This is a genomic window from Leifsonia sp. NPDC080035, assembly GCF_040050925.1.
In the GTDB taxonomy this organism is placed as follows: domain Bacteria; phylum Actinomycetota; class Actinomycetes; order Actinomycetales; family Microbacteriaceae; genus Leifsonia.
Genome location: NZ_CP157390.1, coordinates 3,403,825 through 3,421,451, shown reverse-complemented (window position 1 = coordinate 3,421,451; position 17,627 = coordinate 3,403,825). Strand labels below are relative to the sequence as shown.

The following is a 17,627-nucleotide window of genomic DNA, read 5'->3' as shown; positions in this document are numbered from 1 at the left end:
CACGCCCTGTTCATGCTAGTCGACGCTCGCGTCGTCCTCGCGCGCCTTGGCCAGCTCGGCGCTGGCCGCAGCCTCGCGCATCCGCTTGCGAAGTGCCTTGGGGGTGGACTGGCGTTCGCCGAGAGCGCCCGGTGTCCACGCCTCCACGTCCTCAGCGCTGTAGTCGCTCTTGGACGGCCGGCGCTTGAGCTCCGGCAGCACCGTGCCCGGCGCGAGGCGGCGGGCGGTGAGCAGGAAACCGGTGTGCGCGATCATCCGGTGGTCGGGGCGGACGGCCAGGCCCTCCACGTGCCAGCCGCGGACCATGGTCTCGCTCGACTGCGGGTGCGTGTACTGGCCGGTCGCGCGGATCGCCTCGGCCACGCGGGAGAGCTGGGTCACGGTCGCGATGTAGCAGATCAGCACGCCGCCCGGCTTCAGCGCCTCGGTCACCGGCTCCAGCGTCTCCCACGGTGCGAGCATGTCGAGCACGACCCTGTCGACGCTGCCGGGCTCGGCCGCCGCCGGGAGCTGCTCCTGCAGGTCGCCGACCGTGACGCTCCAGTTCTCCGGGTCGGAGCCGAGGAAGGTCGCGACGTTGTCACGGGCGACGTCGGCGAACTCGTCGCGGCGCTCGAAGGAGAGCAGCCGGCCCTCCGGGCCGATCGCGCGCAGCAGCCACAGCGAGAGCGCTCCCGAGCCGACGCCGGCCTCGACGACCGTCGCGCCGGGGAAGATGTCGGCGAGGGCCAGGATCTGCGCCGCATCCTTCGGGTACACGATGGCGGCGCCGCGCGGCATCGACATCACGAAGTCGTTCAGCAGCGGACGCAGGGCCAGGTGCTCGACGCCCGCGTTGTTCGTGACGACGGAGCCGTCGGGCAGCCCGATGATCGCGTCGTGCTCCAGCACGCCGCGATGCGAGTGGAAGAGCTTGCCCGGCTCGAGGGTGATCGTGTTCAGCCGGTTCTTCGGGCCGGTCAGCTGCACGCGGTCGCCGGCGCGGAAGGGGCCGGAGCTGCGGCGGGTCTCGTTCATCGGGAGGTCTCCGTCCGTGCCGCGGCGACCGCGGCGATGTCGTCGGCGGTGCGGCCGTCCAGGGTCGGCCAGAGTGTGTGCCGGTCGGACTCCGGCAGCGGCACGATGTGCGGGACGCCGATCGCGGCCGCGCCGGACGCGACGGCCGAGGACAGCCCGACCAGCGAGTCCTCGATCGCGACCGCGTCGCGCGGGTCGACGCCCAGCAGCGTCGCCGCCCGCAGGTAGGGCTCGGGATGCGGCTTCGGCTCGTCCACCTCGTCGCCGGAGACGATCACGTCGAAGGCGTCGAACGGGATGCCCGCGACGATCTGCTCGGCCATCGAGCGCACCGACATCGTCACGAGGGCCGTCGGCACGCCGCGGTCGCGCAGGGACTTCAGCAGCTCGCGGGCGCCGGGGCGCCACGGAACGCCGTCCGTCGCCAGCCGCTCCCGCACCCGCTCGGTCAGCCAGTGCACGATCGCGTCCTCGTCCATGTCCACTCCGCGCGAGCGCAGGATCTCCGCCGAGTTCCAGAGGCCGAGGCCCACCAGCAGCAGGCCGTCGTCGTGGGTCCAGGTGCCGCCGAACGAGCCGACCAGCTCCTGCTCGGAGGCCATCCAGTACGGTTCGGTGTCGACGAGCGTCCCGTCCATATCCCAGAAGACGGCGGCCGGCATCCCGTGCGGAGTCAGTGAGGTCACGACGGACAAGTCTATCCCGGGGCACCTCGGGCCTATCCTGGATGGATGGCGCCGACCGGTCGCCGACGAGAGGACCACGAACTCACGTGACTGACGCGAAGAACATCCTGGGCGGCCGCATCCTGGTGGTGGCCTTCGAGGGGTGGAACGACGCAGGCGAGGCGGCGAGCGGTGCGGTGAAGACGCTCAAGGAGCAGCTGGACGTCGTCCCCGTCGCCGAGGTCGACCCCGAGCTCTACTTCGACTTCCAGTTCAACCGTCCGGTGGTCACGGACGACGACGGGCGCCGCCGGCTGATCTGGCCGTCGGCCGTCATGCTCGGCCCCGCCTTCCCCGGTGACACCGGGGACGCACTCGCCGGCGACGCCGAGCTCGACGTGACCGGCGACAACGCCGGCAACATCTACCTCCTGCTCGGCACCGAGCCCTCCCGCAGCTGGAAGTCGTTCACGGCGGAGATCATGGATGCGGCGCTCGCCGCCGACATCGGCGCCATCGTCTTCCTCGGCGCCATGCTCGCCGATGTGCCGCACACCCGCCCGATCTCGGTCTTCGCCTCCAGCGAGAACGCAGCCGTGCGCGCGGAGCTCGGCATCGAGCGCTCGACCTACGAGGGACCCGTCGGCATCCTGAGCGCGCTGGGCGAGGGCGCGGAGGACGTCGGCATCCCGACCATCTCCATCTGGGCGTCCGTCCCGCACTACGTGCACAACGCGCCGAGCCCCAAGGCCGTGCTCGCGCTGATCGACAAGCTCGAGGAGCTGGTCGATGTCACCATCCCGCGCGGCACCCTCGTGGAGGAGGCGGCGGCCTGGGAGGCGGGCATCGACGCACTGGCGGCGGACGACGAGGAGATGGCCGCATACATCCAGCAGCTGGAGCAGGCTCGCGACACCGTCGACTCCCCCGAGGCGAGCGGCGAAGCGATCGCCCAGGAGTTCGAGCGGTACCTGCGCAAGCGCGGCGACGGCCGTGACGGAGGCACCGCCGGCCGCGCACCCGACGACCCCCGCCGCGGCTGACGCCGGTCGCGACGCGGCGTGTCGGGTCCCCTCTGCCGCCGGCTCGATCAGAGGCGGACGCCGAGGAGGGCCTGGACGGCGGTCGGGACGAGGTCGGTCGCGGCGGCGGGATGCGTCGCCGCCCACTGATCGACGGCCCGCAGCGCCGACGGCGTGTCCAGGTCATCGCGCAGCGCCGCGCGCATCCTCTCGACCACGGCGCGCTCCTCCAGCGCCGCGTCGGCGTCGACCGCCTGCGCGGGGTTCGCGGTGGCCGCGCGCCAGCGCGCGAGACGCTCGGCCGCCCCGTCCAGCGCGTCGTCGAACCACTCCCAGTCGCTGCGGTAGTGGTGCGCGAGCACCGCGAGCCGCAGCGCGCAGGCCTCCGTTCCGTGCTCGCGCAACGTCGACACGAGCACGAGGTTGCCGAGCGACTTGCTCATCTTCTCTCCGCGGTACGCGATCATCCCGGCATGGCTGTAGACGCGGGCGAGCGGGTGGCCGCTGAGCGCGGCCGCGTGGCCCGCGCTCAGTTCGTGGTGCGGGAAGACGAGGTCGGAACCGCCGCCCTGAACGGTGAAGTCACGGCCGAGGTGCATGAGCGCGATCACCGAGCACTCGATGTGCCAGCCGGGGCGTCCCTCCCCCACGGCCGACGGCCAGCTCGGCTCACCCGAGCGCGCCGACCGCCAGAGCAGCGGGTCGAGCGGGTCGCGCTTTCCCGTCCGGTCCGGGTCGCCGCCGCGCTCCGCGGAGAGGGCGAGCATCGCATCCCGGTCCAGACCGCTCTCCTCGCCGAGCAGCCACGGCGAGACCTCCTGGGCCGCGGCGATATCGAAGTAGACGTCGTCGTCGACGCGGTAGGCGACCCCGCCCTCCAGCAGCCGTTCGACGGCGCGCCCCACCTGCGGGATCACCTCGGTGACGGCGACGTAGTCGTCCGGCGGCAGCACGGCCAGGTACTCCATGTCGCGGCGGAAGCCCTCGATCTCCGCGGCGGCGAGTTCCCGCCAGTCGACGCCGGTATCCCGTGCCCGCTCAAGCAGCGGGTCGTCGACATCGGTGATGTTCTGGGCGTAGTGGACGCTGCGGCCGGCATCCCGCCACACCCGCTGCAGGGTGTCGAAGGCGACGTAGGTCGCCGCGTGCCCGAGGTGCGTGGCGTCGTACGGCGTGATGCCGCAGACGTAGAGCCGGACGATGTCGTCCGCTCCCGCCTCCACCAGCTGCTGCGACGCCGTGTCGAACAGCAGCGGGGTCACGCCGTCGCCCGGGACGGCGGGGATTCTCGGCGGGTCCCAGGCACGCATCGCCGCTGCCGTCAGGCCGCCAGGACGCCGGTGCCGAGCAGGATCATCAGCAGCACGCCGAGCACGATGCGGTAGATCACGAACGGCAGGAAGCTGCGCCGGGAGATGTAGCCCATGAAGAAGGCGATCACGACGAGCCCGACCGCGAACGCGACGATTGTCGCCACCGCGGTCTCCGCCAGTCCGAACACCTCCACGGTGCACTTCCCCGCGGAGGCGAGCGCCTGCGTGCACGGCTCCTTGATCGCCTTGTAGAGCTGGTAGAGGCCGCTGCCGAACACCGCGGGCAGCGCCAGCAGGAAGGAGTAACGTGCCGCGGCGCGACGCTGGTAGCCCATGAACAGACCGGCCGTGATCGTGCCGCCGGAGCGCGAGACGCCCGGGATGAGCGCGAGCGCCTGCGCGAAACCGAAGATGATGCCGTGGCCCCAGGTGAGTTCCTTCAGCCGCCGGGTCTTCGCGCCCACCCAGTCCGCGATCCCGAGCAGGATGCCGAAGACGATGAGCGTCGTCGCCACGATCCAGAGCGAGCGGAAGGTGGTCTCGATCGCGTCCTGGAAGAACAGGCCGAGAACCACGATCGGGATGCTGCCGAGGATGACCAGCCAGCCCATCCTCGCGTCGGGGTCATTGCGCGGGATGCGCCCGAACAGCGCCAGGAACCAGCGCGAGACGATCCGCACGATGTCGCGCCAGAAGTACAGCAGCACCGCGGCCTCCGTGCCGAGCTGGATGATCGCGGTGAAGCGGGCGCCCGGGTCCGCGCCGGTGCCGAGCAGCTCGCCGACGATGCGGATGTGCGCGCTGGAGGAGATGGGCAGGAACTCGGTCAGCCCCTGGACGAGTCCGAGGATGACGGCGTTGATGAAGTCCATGGGTTCCTTCAGTAGGTGCGCAGGAGGTCGCGCAGGACAGTCCTTCCGAACACTAGTGCGTCCAGCGGCACCCGCTCGTCGACACCGTGGAACATGCCGGGGAAGTCGAGCTCCTTCGGCAGCCGGAGCGGCGCGAAGCCGTAGCCGGTGATCCCGAGCTTGCTCAGCGCCTTGTTGTCGGTTCCGCCCGAGAGCAGATACGGAAGCACCGGGGCTCCCGGGTCGTGCGTCGCCAGGGTCCCCGTGATCGCGTCGATGAGGTCGCCGCCGAAGTCGGCCTCCAGGCCGATGTCGCGGTGCATGATGCGCACCTCGATGTCGTCGCCGACGAGCTCGCGCACCTCGGCGAGGATGCGGTCCTCGTCGCCCGGCAGCGTGCGGATGTCGACCAGCGCCTCCGCCGTGTCCGGGATGACGTTGTGCTTGTAGCCCGCCTCCAGGAGGGTCGGGTTGCTGGTGGTGCGCAGTGTCGCCAGGATGAACCCGGCCGCGGTGCCCGTGCGCAGCACGACCTCGTCCGGGCCGACCTGCTCCGGGTCGACGCCGAGGAGGCGGCCGAGCTCGGCGATCAGGCGGGTCGTCGTCGCGGTCAGCTGCAGCGGCCACTCGCGCCGGCCGATCTTCACGAGGGCCTCCGCCAGCTTCGTGATGGCGTTGTCGCGGATCAGCCGGGAGCCGTGGGCGGCGCGTCCGCGCGCCACCAGCTTGATCCAGACCAGCGACTTCTCTCCGGTCTGCAGCAGATAGGCGCGCTTGCCGTCGATGTCGATCGAGTAACCGCCGACCTCGCTGATGGCCTCGGTGGCGCCGGCGAAGAGCTCGGGATGGTTGTCCACGAGAAAGTGCGAGCCGCGGCGGCCGCCGTCCTCCTCGTCGGCGAAGAACGCGACGACCAGATCCCGCTCCGGCTGCTCCCCCGCGCGCAGGATGTCGCCGACCGCGGTGAGGATCATCGCGTCCATGTTCTTCATGTCCACGGCTCCGCGGCCCCAGAGCAGGCCGTCCTTGATGACGCCGCCGAACGGGTCGACCGACCAGTTGCGCGGGTCGGCCGGCACGACGTCCAGGTGGCCGTGCACCACGAGCGCCGGCTTGGACCGGTCGCGGCCCTCGACGCGCGCGACGACGCTCGTGCGGCCGGGGTCGGAGTCGAACAGCTGCGGACTCAGCCCGAGGTCGCGCAGCCTGGCCTCGACGTACTCGGCCGCGTCCGTCTCCCCGTTGGACTTGCCCTCGCCGTAATTCGTGGTGTCGAACCGGATGAGATCCCGCGCGATGATCGCGGTCTCGTCGAGTTCGGGCTCTGGCGCAGGGACGATGCGGGAGTCGGTCATGCAATCAACGCTACCCGGCCGTGGGGCCGGGTAGCGTCGAGTGCGTGTCGAGTCGAGGACTCAGTCGAGTCGAGGACTCAGAGCGGGCGGATGTTCGAGGCCTGCAGGCCCTTGGGGCCCTGCGTCACCTCGAACTCGACCTTCTGGTTCTCCTCAAGGCTGCGGTAGCCCTGCGACTGGATCTCGCTGAAGTGAGCGAAAACGTCGGCGGAGCCGTCGTCCGGAGAGATGAATCCGAAGCCCTTCTCCGCGTTGAACCATTTGACGGTACCTGTGGCCATCGTTTCTTCTTCCTGGTGTCGGGGGCGGATGCATCCCGCCCGGACACAGGCTACCGCGAAACCACCCCCGGAACGGAAGTGCACGCGCCACGCCCGGGGTGCGCAGCGATGTGAAGGGCCCCGTGCTTTTCGTGCTAATGTCTTTCTTCGGCGGCCGGAACACCCGGCCCGCTGGAACACCCGTCCGGGTGGCGGAAATGGCAGACGCGCTAGCTTGAGGTGCTAGTGCCCGTATAGGGCGTGGGGGTTCAAGTCCCCCCTCGGACACCGCAGGAGAAAGGCCCCGATCGCGAGATCGGGGCCTTTCTCGTTCCCCCCGTACAGCCTCGTTCCCCGGTGCAGCGCGGCGGCGGTCGGGATTAGTGTTGCGCCATGTCGACGGCCAGCCGCGAGACCACCAGCCCCCGGAGCTCCGCGAAGAGCTCCAGCCTCCTCACCGTGCTCCTCGCCCTCGGCGCCAACATCATCGTCGCCATCGCCAAGAGCGTCGCCGGGTTCCTGACCGGGTCGGCGTCGATGGTCGCCGAGGCGGCGCACTCGTGGGCGGACGCGGGCAACGAGCTGTTCCTGCTGCAGGCCGAACGCGTCGCCGTGCGCCCGCGCGACCCTGCGCATCCGGGCGGGTACGGCCGCGAGGCCTACGTCTGGTCGCTGTTCGCGGCCGTCGGGCTGTTCACGGCGGGGGCCGTCGTCTCGATCATGCACGGGGTGTCCCAGCTCGGCGCGGAGGAGCCGGAGACCGACTACCTCATCAACTACATCGTGCTCGCCGTCGCGTTCGTCTTCGAGGGCGTCTCGTTCATGCAGTCCTACCGGCAGGCGCACGCGCTCGCGGACGAGCGGGGCACCAGCACCGTCGAGCACGTGCTCAGCACGTCCAACCCGACCCTGCGGGCCGTGTTCGCGGAGGACGCCGCCGCGCTGATCGGCCTGTTGATCGCGTTCCTCGGCGTGCTGTTGCACGAGCTGACCGGCAACGCGGTGTTCGACGCGCTGGGCTCCATCCTCGTCGGCGTTCTGCTCGCGATCGTCGCCTTCGTGCTCATCGACAGGAACCGGCGCTTCCTGCTCGGCGAGCAGGCGCCGGAGCGCGTGACCCAGGCGGTTCTCGGGATGCTGCTGCGACATCCAGAGGTCAGCTCGGTCAGCTATCTGCACCTGGAGTACGTCGGCCCGGAGCGCGTGTTCCTTGTGGCCGCCGTCGACCTGGTCGGCAACGACAGGGAGTCCGACGTCGCGGACGACCTCTACGCCGTCGAGCAGGAGCTGGAACGCAACGAGCACATCGCCGAGGCGGTGCTCACGCTGTCCCGGCGCGGCCAGCCGACGCTGCGCGCCTCGGAGTAGGGCCACTGCCCGACGCCGCCCCGATTGCGGTCACATTCCGGCCGTTGGGTGCGCGAGACTGGGCGCATGGCCAGCACAGGATCGCGCACGCTGCAGCTCCTCTCGCTGCTCCAGACCCACCGCTATTGGCCGGGCCAGGAGCTCGCCGAGCGGCTCGGCGTCTCTCCGCGCACGCTGCGCAGGGACGTCGACCGGCTCCGCGACCCCGGCTACCCGGTGGATGCGACGCGCGGGGTCGCCGGCGGATACCAGCTGGCGGCGGGCGCCTCCCTGCCACCGCTCGTCGTGGACGACGAGGAGGCCGTCGCTCTCGCGGTGGGACTGCGGACGGCAGCGCAGAGCGGCGTCTCCGGCGTCGAGGAGGCGTCGGTGCGGGCGCTCACGAAGGTGGTCCAGGTGATGCCGCCGAGGCTGCGGCGCCGCGTCGACGCGCTGCGCGTCGCCACGCTCGCCTCCGCACTCCGGCCGGGGCCGGTGGCCGACGCGGCGACGCTGACGACGGTGGCGCAGGCCTGTCGCGATGAGGAGCGGCTGGCGTTCGCGTACACCGCACGCGACGGCGCGGAGACGACCCGCACGGTCGAGCCGCACCGGCTGGTCTCCGTCGGCCGGCGCTGGTATCTGGTCGCCTACGACCTCACCCGCTTCGACTGGCGCAGCTTCCGGCTCGACCGGCTGAGCGATCCGCGGCCGACCGGCGCGCGGTTCCGGCCACGCGCGCTGCCCGCCGAAGACGCGGCCGCCTTCGTGCGCGACGCCCTCGCGGGAGCCGGGGACCCGTTCGTCGTCGACGCGGTGGTGGATGCGCCCCTCGCGCGGGTGCAGGAGGTCATCGGCCGGTGGTCGACGGCCGAGGCCGTCACGGCGACCGAGACACGGGTGCGGATGACCGCGGACACGCCCGAGTGGGCGCTGTTCGGGCTCGCGGCGCTGGGGACGTCGTTCCGCGTCGAGGGCCCGGAGGAGGTCGTCAGGCTCGCGGCGGCGTGGGGCGAGCGCTTCTCCTCGGCGGCGGGCGGCGGCGCGTCGCCTAAGCTAGCTGATCGATGACCGCCGACTCCCCCGCATCCACACCGCCCGGTTCCCCGTCCACCGCCGACATCAAGCGCTGGCGGCGATACCTCGCCGACGAGCGCGCCGAGGCCGCCGTCTACCGCGACCTCGCCGGACGCAGGGAGGGAGAGGAGCGGGAGATCCTCCTCTCGCTCGCCGAGGCGGAGCGGCGGCACGAGCAGCACTGGCTCACCCTGCTCGGCGACCAGGTCGGGCGACCGCTGCGCGGCGACGTCCGCACCAGGATGCTCGGGTTCCTCGCCCGCCGGTTCGGCTCGGTGTTCGTGCTGGCACTTGCCCAGCGGGCGGAGGCGCGTTCGCCGTACGCGGGCGACGCAGACGCGACCCCGAGGATGGCCGCGGACGAGCAGGTGCACGAAGAGGTCGTCCGTGCACTCGCCGCGCGCGGCAGGCAGCGGCTCTCCGGGACGTTCAGGGCCGCGGTCTTCGGCGCGAACGACGGTCTGGTGAGCAACCTCGCGCTCGTGCTCGGCGTCAGCGCGAGCGGGGTGCCGACGCACGTCGTGCTGCTGACCGGCATCTCCGGACTGCTGGCGGGTGCGCTGTCGATGGGCGCCGGCGAGTACGTCTCGGTGCGCTCCCAGCGCGAGCTGCTGGAGGCGTCCAGTCCCAACCCGGCAACGGCGTCCGCGCTGCCGCACCTCGACGTCGATGCGAACGAGCTGACCCTTGTGTACCGCGCCCGCGGGATGAGCCCGGAGGAGGCGCAGCGGCACGCGCACGACGTGCTGTCCACACTCGGCGCGTACACGTCCCCCGTCCCCGTCCAGCCGGCGGGCGCGGAGCCGGACGTCGACGAGCACGAGGCGATCGGCAACGGCTGGAGCGCCGCGCTCTCGAGCTTCTGCTTCTTCGCCTCCGGCGCGCTCATCCCGATCCTGCCGTACCTGTTCGGCCTGACCGGGACGGTCGCGGTCATCGTCTCGGCGCTGCTCGTCGGCCTGGTGCTGCTCGGGACGGGCGCGATCGTCGGACTGCTCTCCGGCGCATCCCCGCTGAAGCGGGCACTGCGCCAGCTCGCGATCGGCTACGGCGCGGCCGCGGCCACCTACATCCTCGGCCTCATCTTCGGCGCCACCCTCGGCTGACCGCCGCGACCTCCGGGTCGAGGCGGGGCGTCAGCGGCGGCGGCCCCCGTCGGCGCCGTACGCGACCGCACCGACGATCGGGATGAGCAGGAACCACAGCCAGCTGTACTGGTATCCCCACGCCATGCCCGTCACGAAGAAGAGGATGAGCGCAACGAACGGAACGACCGAGACGACGACGTAGCCCCAGCGCCCCGGCCGCCTGCGGTACGGCTCGTCCGCCGCGTCGAACGCGGACGCCGACCCGGACGATGCCTCCCCCGCCGCGGCCATCGGCCTCCGGACGGACGGACGCGGGCCCGTGCCGGTCTCCGCATCCAGGTCCAGGGGTCCCGGCAGGTCGGTGAACAGCGGCGCGAGGTCCCCCCTGGTGACCGCCGCGCGGGCCGCCGAGCTGCGGGAGGCGAGCTCCGCGTCCGTGAGCCTGCCCTGCGCCGCGTGGCCCTGCAGGGCCGCGACCGCGCGTTCGCGCTCGTCGTCGCTCAGCCGCAGCGACGCACCGGACGGATCGCTGAAGTCAGTCATGGCGCTCAGTATGGCAGGTGCGCTCCGTCGGCCGGGAGGCTTACACTTCTCTTCGAACATACGTTCGAGCGAACCGCTCGGCACACCAGGAGGAGGCGTCCCATGACCGACATCGACGAGTCCGTCGCGGTGTGGACGACGGACGAGGGCGTCCCCACCCGCCTCGTGTGGCGCGCGACCCGGTACCGGGTCACCGACACCCCGACGGTGTGGGCCGAGATCTGCACGTGGTGGCGCCCGTTCGGCGAGCACCGCTACGGCATCGGCAGCCTGCCGCGGGAGATCGGCGGGTGGCGCTTCCAAGGCACCAGCGACACCGGCGACGCCCACGTCTTCGACGTGCGGCACGATCCCGGCGAGCGCACCTGGCGGCTGGTGCGCGTCTTCGACTGACGGAGCGCCTCCCCCACCCGCCCGCCCGGTTCGCCTAGCCTCCACAGGGTGATGGACGACCGCTACGGAACCGATGTGCTCGCGACGGACTGGCGGAACGCCGGCCGGAAGCCCATTCCCGAGGTGGAGGCGGTGCGCGACCTCGTCGTCGAGGAGGCCGCGACCGGCTTCTGCGGGGCGATCACCCGCCTCGAGGCGCAGACCGTGGAGCTGGAGGACTACTTCGGCAAGAAGCGCGTCTTCCCGCTCTCCGCGGGATTCCTGATCGACGGTTCTCCCGTCCGGCTCGTCGTGCCGAAGGCCGGACGGCAGGGCAGGACGCGCACGGCGTCCGGCTCGTTCGCCGTCGGGGACGCGCCGGCCAGGGTCGCGCGCGCCAGCCGCATCTTCGTCGAGGGCAGGCACGACGCCGAGCTGGTGGAGCGGGTGTGGGGCGACGATCTGCGTGTGGAGGGCGTCGTCGTCGAGTACCTGGAGGGCGTCGACGACCTGGACGCGATCGTGAAGGAGTTCGCGCCAGGACCCGGCCGTCGCATCGGCGTGCTCGTCGACCACCTCGTGCCCGGCTCCAAAGAGAGCCGGATCGCCGAGAAGGTGGCGCGCGGACCGTTCGGGACGCACGTCCTCGTCGTCGGCCACCCCTACATCGACATCTGGCAGGCCGTGAAGCCGGCACGGGTGGGGCTTGCGGCGTGGCCGAGCATCCCGCGTTCGATCGAGTGGAAGCACGGGATCTGCGAGGCGCTCGGCCTGCCGCACGCGTCGCAGGCCGACATCGCGCGGGCGTGGAAGCTCATCCTCTCCCGCGTGAGCACGTACTCGGACCTCGAGCCTGAGCTGCTCGGCCGGGTGGAGCAGCTGATCGACTTCGTGACGGAGCCCGCGGCGTAGCATCGAGGGGCACGTCCGGCGCGCCATCGGCGCGTCTCGAATCGACGCGCGGGAGAGCGTTTAAGCATTTGCCAAGTTCGAACATGTGTTCGAAAATGGAGGCATGTCCCTTGCAGCGCTCCACACCGCGGACCCGGTCGTCGACCGGGCCCAGGTGCACGAGCTGCAGACGCGCATCCGCCAGATGCAGGCGACCAAGCTGGAGAGCCGGTCGCTGCAGACCCACCCGGCCCTGGCGCCGCTGCTGCCCGGCGGCGCACTGAAGGCGGGGGCCGCCTATTCGGTGCTCGGCTCCACCACGCTGCTGATGGCGATGCTCGCCGGCCCGAGCTCGGCGGGCGCGTGGTGCGGGGTGGTCGGGATGCCGGACTTCGGCGCCGAGGCCGCCGGCCGGTTCGGCATCGACCTGGAGCGGCTGGTGCTGGTCCCGCATCCCGGCGATCAGTGGCTGACGGTGACCGCCGCCGTGGTGGACGTGCTCAGCGTGGTCGTGCTCGCCCCGCCCGCCCGCGCGACGGACGGCGACGTCGCCCGGCTGAGCGCTCGGCTGCGCCAGCGGGAGTCGACGCTCGTCGTCGCCGGCGCCTGGCCGCAGGTCGAGGCGACGCTGCGGGTCGCCCGCAGCGGCTGGGACGGGCTCGGCTCCGGGGCGGGCTACCTCTCCGCGCGGCGGGTGACCGTCGAGTCGGCGCCCCGCGGCGGCTCCGGCCCGCGGCGGCGCGCCGAGCTGTGGCTGCCCGCCGTCGACGAGAGCTTCCGCGCGTCCGGCCCCACCCGGCTGGAGGCGGTCGGTCCGATCCAGGGGGTCGGCTGATGCGCGAGGTCACCCGCGCGATCGTGCTCTGGTGCCCGGACTGGCCGGTGATCGCCGCCCGTCAGCACCTCGAACTGCCGGAGGACATCCCGCTCGCGCTCGTGGAGAAGGGGGTGGTCTTCGCCTGCTCGGCCGCCGCGCGCGCCGACGGCGTGAAGCGCGGGCTGCGGATGCGCGAGGCGCAAGCGCGCTGCCCGCAGCTGGAGGTCGTGCCCTACGACCCGGTGCTCGACGCGCGGGCGTTCGACCCGGTGCTGGCCGCGATCGAGGAGATCGCGCCCGGCGTCCAGCCGATGCGGCCAGGAACGTGCGTGCTGCGGGCGCGCGGCCCCGCGCGCTATTACGGCGGCGAGGAGCAGGCGGCGGCCGAGCTGTTGCGCTGCCTGGACGGGTTCGCGCTGACGGAGGCGCGCATCGGGGTGGCCGACGGCCCCTACGCCGCGGAGCAGGCCGCGCGCTCCACCGGCCGCGACCGGGTGCGCATCATCCCTCCCGGCGGCTCCCCCGCCTTCCTCGCGCCGCAGCCGATCGCCCAGCTCGGGCTCGCCGACCTCACCCCCCTTCTGCGACGGCTCGGACTGCACACGCTCGGCGACCTTGCCGCGCTCGGCCGGGTGGATGTGCGCGAGCGCTTCGGCGAGCGGGGTGAGCACGCGCACGACCTCGCGAGCGGGATGGACAGCGCGGGGGTCGTCCCGCGCACCCCGCCGGCGCAGCTGGACCGGGCGATCGAGTTCGAGCCCCCGCTCGACCGCGTCGACCAGGTGACCTTCGCCGTCCGCGGCACCGCGGAGCAGTTCACGGCGGGGCTCACCAAGGCCGGGCTGGTGTGCACGTCGCTGCGGGTGGAGGTGACGGACGAGTCCGGGCGCACGAGCGAGCGCACCTGGCTGCACCCGAGGCTGTTCTCCGCGGCGGATGTGGTGGACAGGGTCCGCTGGCAGCTGCAGGGTTCCGGTCCGACCGACAGCGGGCTCGCCTCGCCGATCGCGCGGGTGACGCTGACGCCGGAGGCGGTGGACGACATCGGTCACCACGAGGACGGCCTGTGGGGCGGCGGCGCGGACGAGCGCATCCACCACGGCCTCACCCGCGTGCAGAGCATGATCGGGCACGACGCCGTGCTCACCGCGACGATCGGCGGCGGCCGCGGACTCGCCGACCGGCAGGTGCTGGTGCCCTGGGGCGACCGGCCGGTCGGCGTGCCGAGCGCCGACCGACCGTGGCCGGGGTCGCTGCCCGCCCCGGCGCCATCGACGGTGTTCGAGGTGCCGCGGCCGGTCGCGGTCCTGAACGCGTCCGGGGAGACGGTGGAGGTCACCGACCGCGGCGACGTGACCGCCCCGATCGCCGCCTTCTCCCCCACCGGCACGGCCGCGAGCGCCCGGCCCGTCGACTCCTGGGCCGGCCCGTGGCCGGTGCGGGAGCGATGGTGGGACGCCACCCTCGCCCGCGCCATGCACCGCTTCCAGCTCGTCGACGCCGACGGGACCGCGTGGCTGCTCGCCCTCAGCGGCACGGCCTGGTTCGCCGAGGCGAGGTACGACTGATGGGCTGGAACAACCCGCCGATCCCGTGGGCGGAGTTCGAGCGGCGGCTCTCGGGGCGCCGCACCGGCGAGCAGCCGGACGAGCGGCCGTCCTCTCGCAAGCGGCAGAAGTACGTTCCGCAGCCGATGCCCCAGGAGCCGGACGACGGCCACGTCGGCTACGCCGAGCTGCACGCGCACAGCAGCTTCAGTTTCCTCGACGGTGCGAGCTCGCCGGAGGAGCTGCTGGAGGAGGCGACACGGCTGCGGCTGCACGGCCTGGCGATCACCGACCACGACGGCTTCTACGGCGCCGTGCACCTCGCCGAGGCGGCCGAGGCCTACGACCGTGTGAAGACGGTCTTCGGCGCCGAGCTGTCGCTCAGCCTCAGCCGCCCCCAGAACGGCGAGGCCGACCCGGAGGGCAGTCACCTGGTGCTGCTGGCCAGGCGGCAGTCCGGCTACCACCGGCTCGCGGCGGCGATCACCGCCGGTCAGCTGGCGGGCGAGGAGAAGGGCCGCCCGGTCTACAGCCTCGAGCAGCTCTCCGAGCAGTCCGGCGGCGAGTGGATGGTGCTCACCGGCTGCCGCAAGGGCGACGTGCGGCTGGCGCTGGCGAACGGCGGCGAGCGGGCGGCCGAGCGCGAGGTCGCCCGGCTCGCGGAGCTGTTCGGCCCGGACAATGTGCTTGTCGAGCTCATCGACCACGGCAACCCGCGCGACACGACCGACAACGACATCCTCGCCCGCGTCGCGCAGCGGCTCGGGCTGCCGACGGTCGCGACCAACAACGTCCACTACGCCTCGCCTGCGCAGTACCCGCTCGCGACGGCGGTCTCCGCGGTGCGCGCCCGGCGCAGCCTCGACGAGATGGACGGCTGGCTGCCCGCCTCCGCGTCCGCCCACCTGCGCAGCGGCCGCGAGATGGCCGCGCGGTTCGCGCGCTACCCCGGCGCGGTCGAGCGCACCGTGGAGGTGGCGGACGACCTCTCCTTCCGGCTGCGCAGCGCCCGGCCGAAGCTGCCGAAGCAGGAGGTCCCGGAGGGGCACACGCCGATGAGCTGGCTGCGCGAGCTCACCTGGCGCGGCGCGGCGGAGCGCTATCCCGACCTCGAGCGCAACCCGGCCAAGCGGGAGCGCATCGAGCGGGAGCTCGACGTGATCGAGGCGAAGGACTTCCCCGGCTACTTCCTCATCGTCCACGACATCGTGCAGTTCGCGCGCAGCCGGGGCATCCTCTGCCAGGGACGCGGCTCCGCCGCGAACTCTGCTGTCGTCTACCTGCTCGGGATCACCGCGGTCGACTCGATCAAGTACGACCTTCCGTTCGAGCGCTTCCTCTCCAGCATGCGCGAGGAGGAGCCGGACATCGACGTCGACTTCGACTCCGACCGGCGCGAGGAGGTCATCCAGTACGTCTACCGCAAGTACGGCAGGAACAACGCGGCGCAGGTCGCGAACGTCATCACCTACCGGCCGAAGAACGCGGTGCGCGACATGGCGAAGGCGCTCGGCTACTCCACCGGTCAGCAGGACGCGTGGAGCAAGCAGATCGACTCCTGGAGCCGCGTCACCACCACGGACGACCACGACATCCCCGAGCCGGTCGTCGACCTCGCCCAGCAGGTGCTGAAGTTCCCGCGACACCTCGGCATCCACTCGGGTGGCATGGTGCTCACCGACCGCCCGGTCGGCGAGGTGTGCCCGATCGAGCACGCGAGGATGCCGGGCCGCACCGTGCTGCAGTGGGACAAGGACGACTGCGCGTGGATGGGCCTGGTCAAGTTCGACCTGCTCGGGCTCGGGATGCTCTCCGCGCTCGACTACGCCATGCGCACCATCGAGGCCTCTCTCGGCGAGTCGTGGACGCTGGAGCGCATCCCCAAGGAGGAGCAGGGCGTGTACGACATGCTCTGCCGCGCCGACTCGATCGGCGTGTTCCAGGTGGAGAGCCGTGCGCAGATCGGCACGCTCCCCCGGCTGCAGCCGCGCAGCTTCTACGACCTCGTCATCGAGATCGCGCTGATCCGGCCGGGCCCGATCCAGGGCGGCGCGGTGCACCCGTACATCCGCCGCAAGCTCGGCAAGGAGCCGGTCACCTACCTGCACCCCGCGCTGGTGCCGGTGCTGGAGCGGACGATGGGCGTGCCGCTGTTCCAGGAGCAGCTGATGCAGATGGCGGTCGCCGTCGGCGGCTGCACGGCCGAGGACGCCGACCTGCTGCGCCGCGCGATGGGCTCCAAGCGCGGGGTGGAGCGGATCGGCGCGCTGAAGGCGAAGCTGTACGACGGGATGGCCGACAACGGCATCACCGGGGACGACGCCGACGCGATCTACGAGAAGATCGAGGCGTTCGCGAACTTCGGCTTCGCGGAGAGCCACGCGATCAGCTTCGCGCTGCTGGTCTACGTGAGCTCGTGGATGAAGCTGCACTACCCCGGCGCGTTCCTGGCCGCGCTGCTGCGCGCGCAGCCGATGGGCTTCTACTCGCCGCGGACGCTGACGGCGGACGCCAGGCGGCACGGCGTCGTGGTGCACAGGCCCGACATCCAGCGCTCCGGGGTGTTCCCGCTGCTGGAGCCGATCGACGCGTCACGGCCGGGTCCGACCGGGTCTGCGGCGTGCCTGGAGCACGACCAGCCGGTGCCGGGGCCGTTCCGGCGCGAGGTCCCGCTCGAGAACTCCGTGCATCGCAGGGATGCCGGCCACGCGGTCCGGCTCGGGCTCGCCGGGGTGACCGCGATCGGCGAGAAGCTCGCGGAGCGCATCGTCGCCGAGCGCGACGCGACCGGCCCCTACCGCGATCTCGGCGACCTCGCCCGGCGCACCGGGATGAACACGGCGCAGCTGGAGGCGCTCGCCGCGGCCGGCGCGTTCGAGAGCTTCGGGCTGAGCCCGCGCCAGGCGATCTGGGAGGCGGGCAACGCCGCCCAGGAGCGGCCCGAGTACCTCGCGGGCACCACGATCTCGGTGCAGCCGCCGCTGCTGCCGATGCTGTCGCCGGCGGAGCAGCTGGCGAGCGACCTCTGGTCGACCGGCGTCTCCACGGACGACCATCCGATCAGCTTCCTGCGGCCCTCGCTCACCGCGCGCGGCGTGCGTGCGGCCGAGACGCTGGCGACCGCGGAGTCCGGCAGGCGGATCGAGGTGGGCGGGGTCGTGACGCACCGGCAGCGTCCGGCGACCGCCGCCGGGGTCACCTTCCTCAACCTCGAGGACGAGACCGGACTGGTGAACGTGATCTGCCCGGTCGGCGTGTGGAACCGCTACCGCCGGGTGGCGAGGCAGGCGCCGGCGATGATCGTCCGCGGCATCCTGGAGCGCAGCGAGGAGGGTGTGGTCAACGTGCTCGCCGATCGCCTGGAGCCGCTGGACTCCGCCATCCGCACCACCTCTCGCGACTTCCGCTGAACGCTCCGCGGACACGCCTCGCGGAAACGCCGAAGGGCACGTCGTTGTCGCC

At 72.2% G+C, this 17,627-nt stretch carries 16 protein-coding genes and 1 tRNA gene; 10 read left to right on the top strand and 7 right to left on the bottom strand.

Translation table 11 applies throughout. The annotated features are described in order from the left end of the window. Window positions 1-15 precede the first annotated feature (15 nt). Together AAME72_RS16605 and AAME72_RS16600 are read right to left on the bottom strand one after the other, a co-directional pair. Complete coding sequence (locus AAME72_RS16605; RefSeq protein WP_348787638.1) at window positions 16-1,017, bottom strand: tRNA (adenine-N1)-methyltransferase; 1,002 nt, start codon at window positions 1,015-1,017, stop codon at window positions 16-18. Then, complete coding sequence (locus AAME72_RS16600) at window positions 1,014-1,679, bottom strand: HAD family hydrolase (protein ID WP_348790164.1); 666 nt, start codon at window positions 1,677-1,679, stop codon at window positions 1,014-1,016. Before AAME72_RS16600 ends, AAME72_RS16605 begins: the two co-directional genes overlap by 4 nt. Before the next feature lie 110 nt (window positions 1,680-1,789). On the opposite strand from AAME72_RS16600, the gene AAME72_RS16595 reads away from it, so the two are divergent. Further along, window positions 1,790-2,725 carry a PAC2 family protein gene (locus tag AAME72_RS16595; RefSeq protein WP_348787637.1) on the top strand — a complete coding sequence of 312 codons (936 nt, stop codon included), beginning with the start codon at window positions 1,790-1,792 and terminating at the stop codon, window positions 2,723-2,725. Window positions 2,726-2,772: 47 nt separating this feature from the next. Here the strand turns inward: AAME72_RS16595 and mshC are convergent, their stop codons facing one another. The 4 genes from mshC to AAME72_RS16575 all read right to left on the bottom strand — a co-directional run bounded on the left by mshC (window position 2,773) and on the right by AAME72_RS16575 (window position 6,504). After that, window positions 2,773-4,014, bottom strand: a complete 1,242-nt coding sequence (mshC, locus tag AAME72_RS16590; protein WP_348787636.1) for a cysteine--1-D-myo-inosityl 2-amino-2-deoxy-alpha-D-glucopyranoside ligase — start codon at window positions 4,012-4,014, stop codon at window positions 2,773-2,775. Window positions 4,015-4,025: 11 nt separating this feature from the next. Further along, window positions 4,026-4,889, bottom strand: a complete 864-nt coding sequence (locus tag AAME72_RS16585) for an undecaprenyl-diphosphate phosphatase (RefSeq protein ID WP_348787635.1) — start codon at window positions 4,887-4,889, stop codon at window positions 4,026-4,028. 8 nt (window positions 4,890-4,897) lie between these two features. Continuing rightward, window positions 4,898-6,223 carry a M20/M25/M40 family metallo-hydrolase gene (locus AAME72_RS16580; protein ID WP_348787634.1) on the bottom strand — a complete coding sequence of 442 codons (1,326 nt, stop codon included), beginning with the start codon at window positions 6,221-6,223 and terminating at the stop codon, window positions 4,898-4,900. 77 nt (window positions 6,224-6,300) lie between these two features. Then, window positions 6,301-6,504: a cold-shock protein gene (locus AAME72_RS16575; protein ID WP_314149134.1), complete on the bottom strand. Its 204-nt coding sequence runs from the start codon at window positions 6,502-6,504 to the stop codon at window positions 6,301-6,303. 182 nt (window positions 6,505-6,686) lie between these two features. Here AAME72_RS16575 and AAME72_RS16570 point away from each other — a divergent pair. From AAME72_RS16570 to AAME72_RS16555, 4 genes are all read left to right on the top strand, one after another. Beyond that, window positions 6,687-6,771: transfer RNA gene (locus AAME72_RS16570), tRNA-Leu, on the top strand. Between the two features lie 105 nt (window positions 6,772-6,876). Beyond that, window positions 6,877-7,851: a cation diffusion facilitator family transporter gene (locus tag AAME72_RS16565; RefSeq protein WP_348787633.1), complete on the top strand. Its 975-nt coding sequence runs from the start codon at window positions 6,877-6,879 to the stop codon at window positions 7,849-7,851. Window positions 7,852-7,917: 66 nt separating this feature from the next. Continuing rightward, a complete protein-coding gene (locus AAME72_RS16560; RefSeq protein ID WP_348787632.1) occupies window positions 7,918-8,901 on the top strand; it encodes a transcriptional regulator in 984 nt (327 codons plus the stop codon). Next, a complete protein-coding gene (locus AAME72_RS16555) occupies window positions 8,898-10,013 on the top strand; it encodes a VIT1/CCC1 transporter family protein (RefSeq protein WP_348787631.1) in 1,116 nt (371 codons plus the stop codon). The genes AAME72_RS16560 and AAME72_RS16555 overlap by 4 nt, the downstream gene beginning before the upstream one ends. Window positions 10,014-10,043: 30 nt before the next feature. Here the strand turns inward: AAME72_RS16555 and AAME72_RS16550 are convergent, their stop codons facing one another. Continuing rightward, window positions 10,044-10,538 carry a DUF1707 domain-containing protein gene (locus AAME72_RS16550; protein WP_348787630.1) on the bottom strand — a complete coding sequence of 165 codons (495 nt, stop codon included), beginning with the start codon at window positions 10,536-10,538 and terminating at the stop codon, window positions 10,044-10,046. A gap of 102 nt (window positions 10,539-10,640) precedes the next feature. Here AAME72_RS16550 and AAME72_RS16545 point away from each other — a divergent pair, with 102 nt between their 5' ends. The 5 genes from AAME72_RS16545 to AAME72_RS16525 all read left to right on the top strand — a co-directional run bounded on the left by AAME72_RS16545 (window position 10,641) and on the right by AAME72_RS16525 (window position 17,575). Then, window positions 10,641-10,931 carry a DUF6504 family protein gene (locus tag AAME72_RS16545; protein ID WP_348787629.1) on the top strand — a complete coding sequence of 97 codons (291 nt, stop codon included), beginning with the start codon at window positions 10,641-10,643 and terminating at the stop codon, window positions 10,929-10,931. A 51-nt stretch (window positions 10,932-10,982) separates the two neighbouring features. Next, a complete protein-coding gene (locus tag AAME72_RS16540; RefSeq protein WP_348787628.1) occupies window positions 10,983-11,822 on the top strand; it encodes a DUF3097 domain-containing protein in 840 nt (279 codons plus the stop codon). Window positions 11,823-11,925: 103 nt separating this feature from the next. Then, complete coding sequence (locus tag AAME72_RS16535; protein WP_348787627.1) at window positions 11,926-12,636, top strand: hypothetical protein; 711 nt, start codon at window positions 11,926-11,928, stop codon at window positions 12,634-12,636. Continuing rightward, window positions 12,636-14,186, top strand: a complete 1,551-nt coding sequence (locus AAME72_RS16530; protein WP_348787626.1) for a DNA polymerase Y family protein — start codon at window positions 12,636-12,638, stop codon at window positions 14,184-14,186. The genes AAME72_RS16535 and AAME72_RS16530 overlap by 1 nt, the downstream gene beginning before the upstream one ends. Further along, window positions 14,186-17,575 (top strand): error-prone DNA polymerase, encoded by a 3,390-nt coding sequence (locus AAME72_RS16525; protein WP_348787625.1) that lies wholly within the window; start codon window positions 14,186-14,188, stop codon window positions 17,573-17,575. The genes AAME72_RS16530 and AAME72_RS16525 overlap by 1 nt, the downstream gene beginning before the upstream one ends. Window positions 17,576-17,627 lie beyond the last annotated feature (52 nt).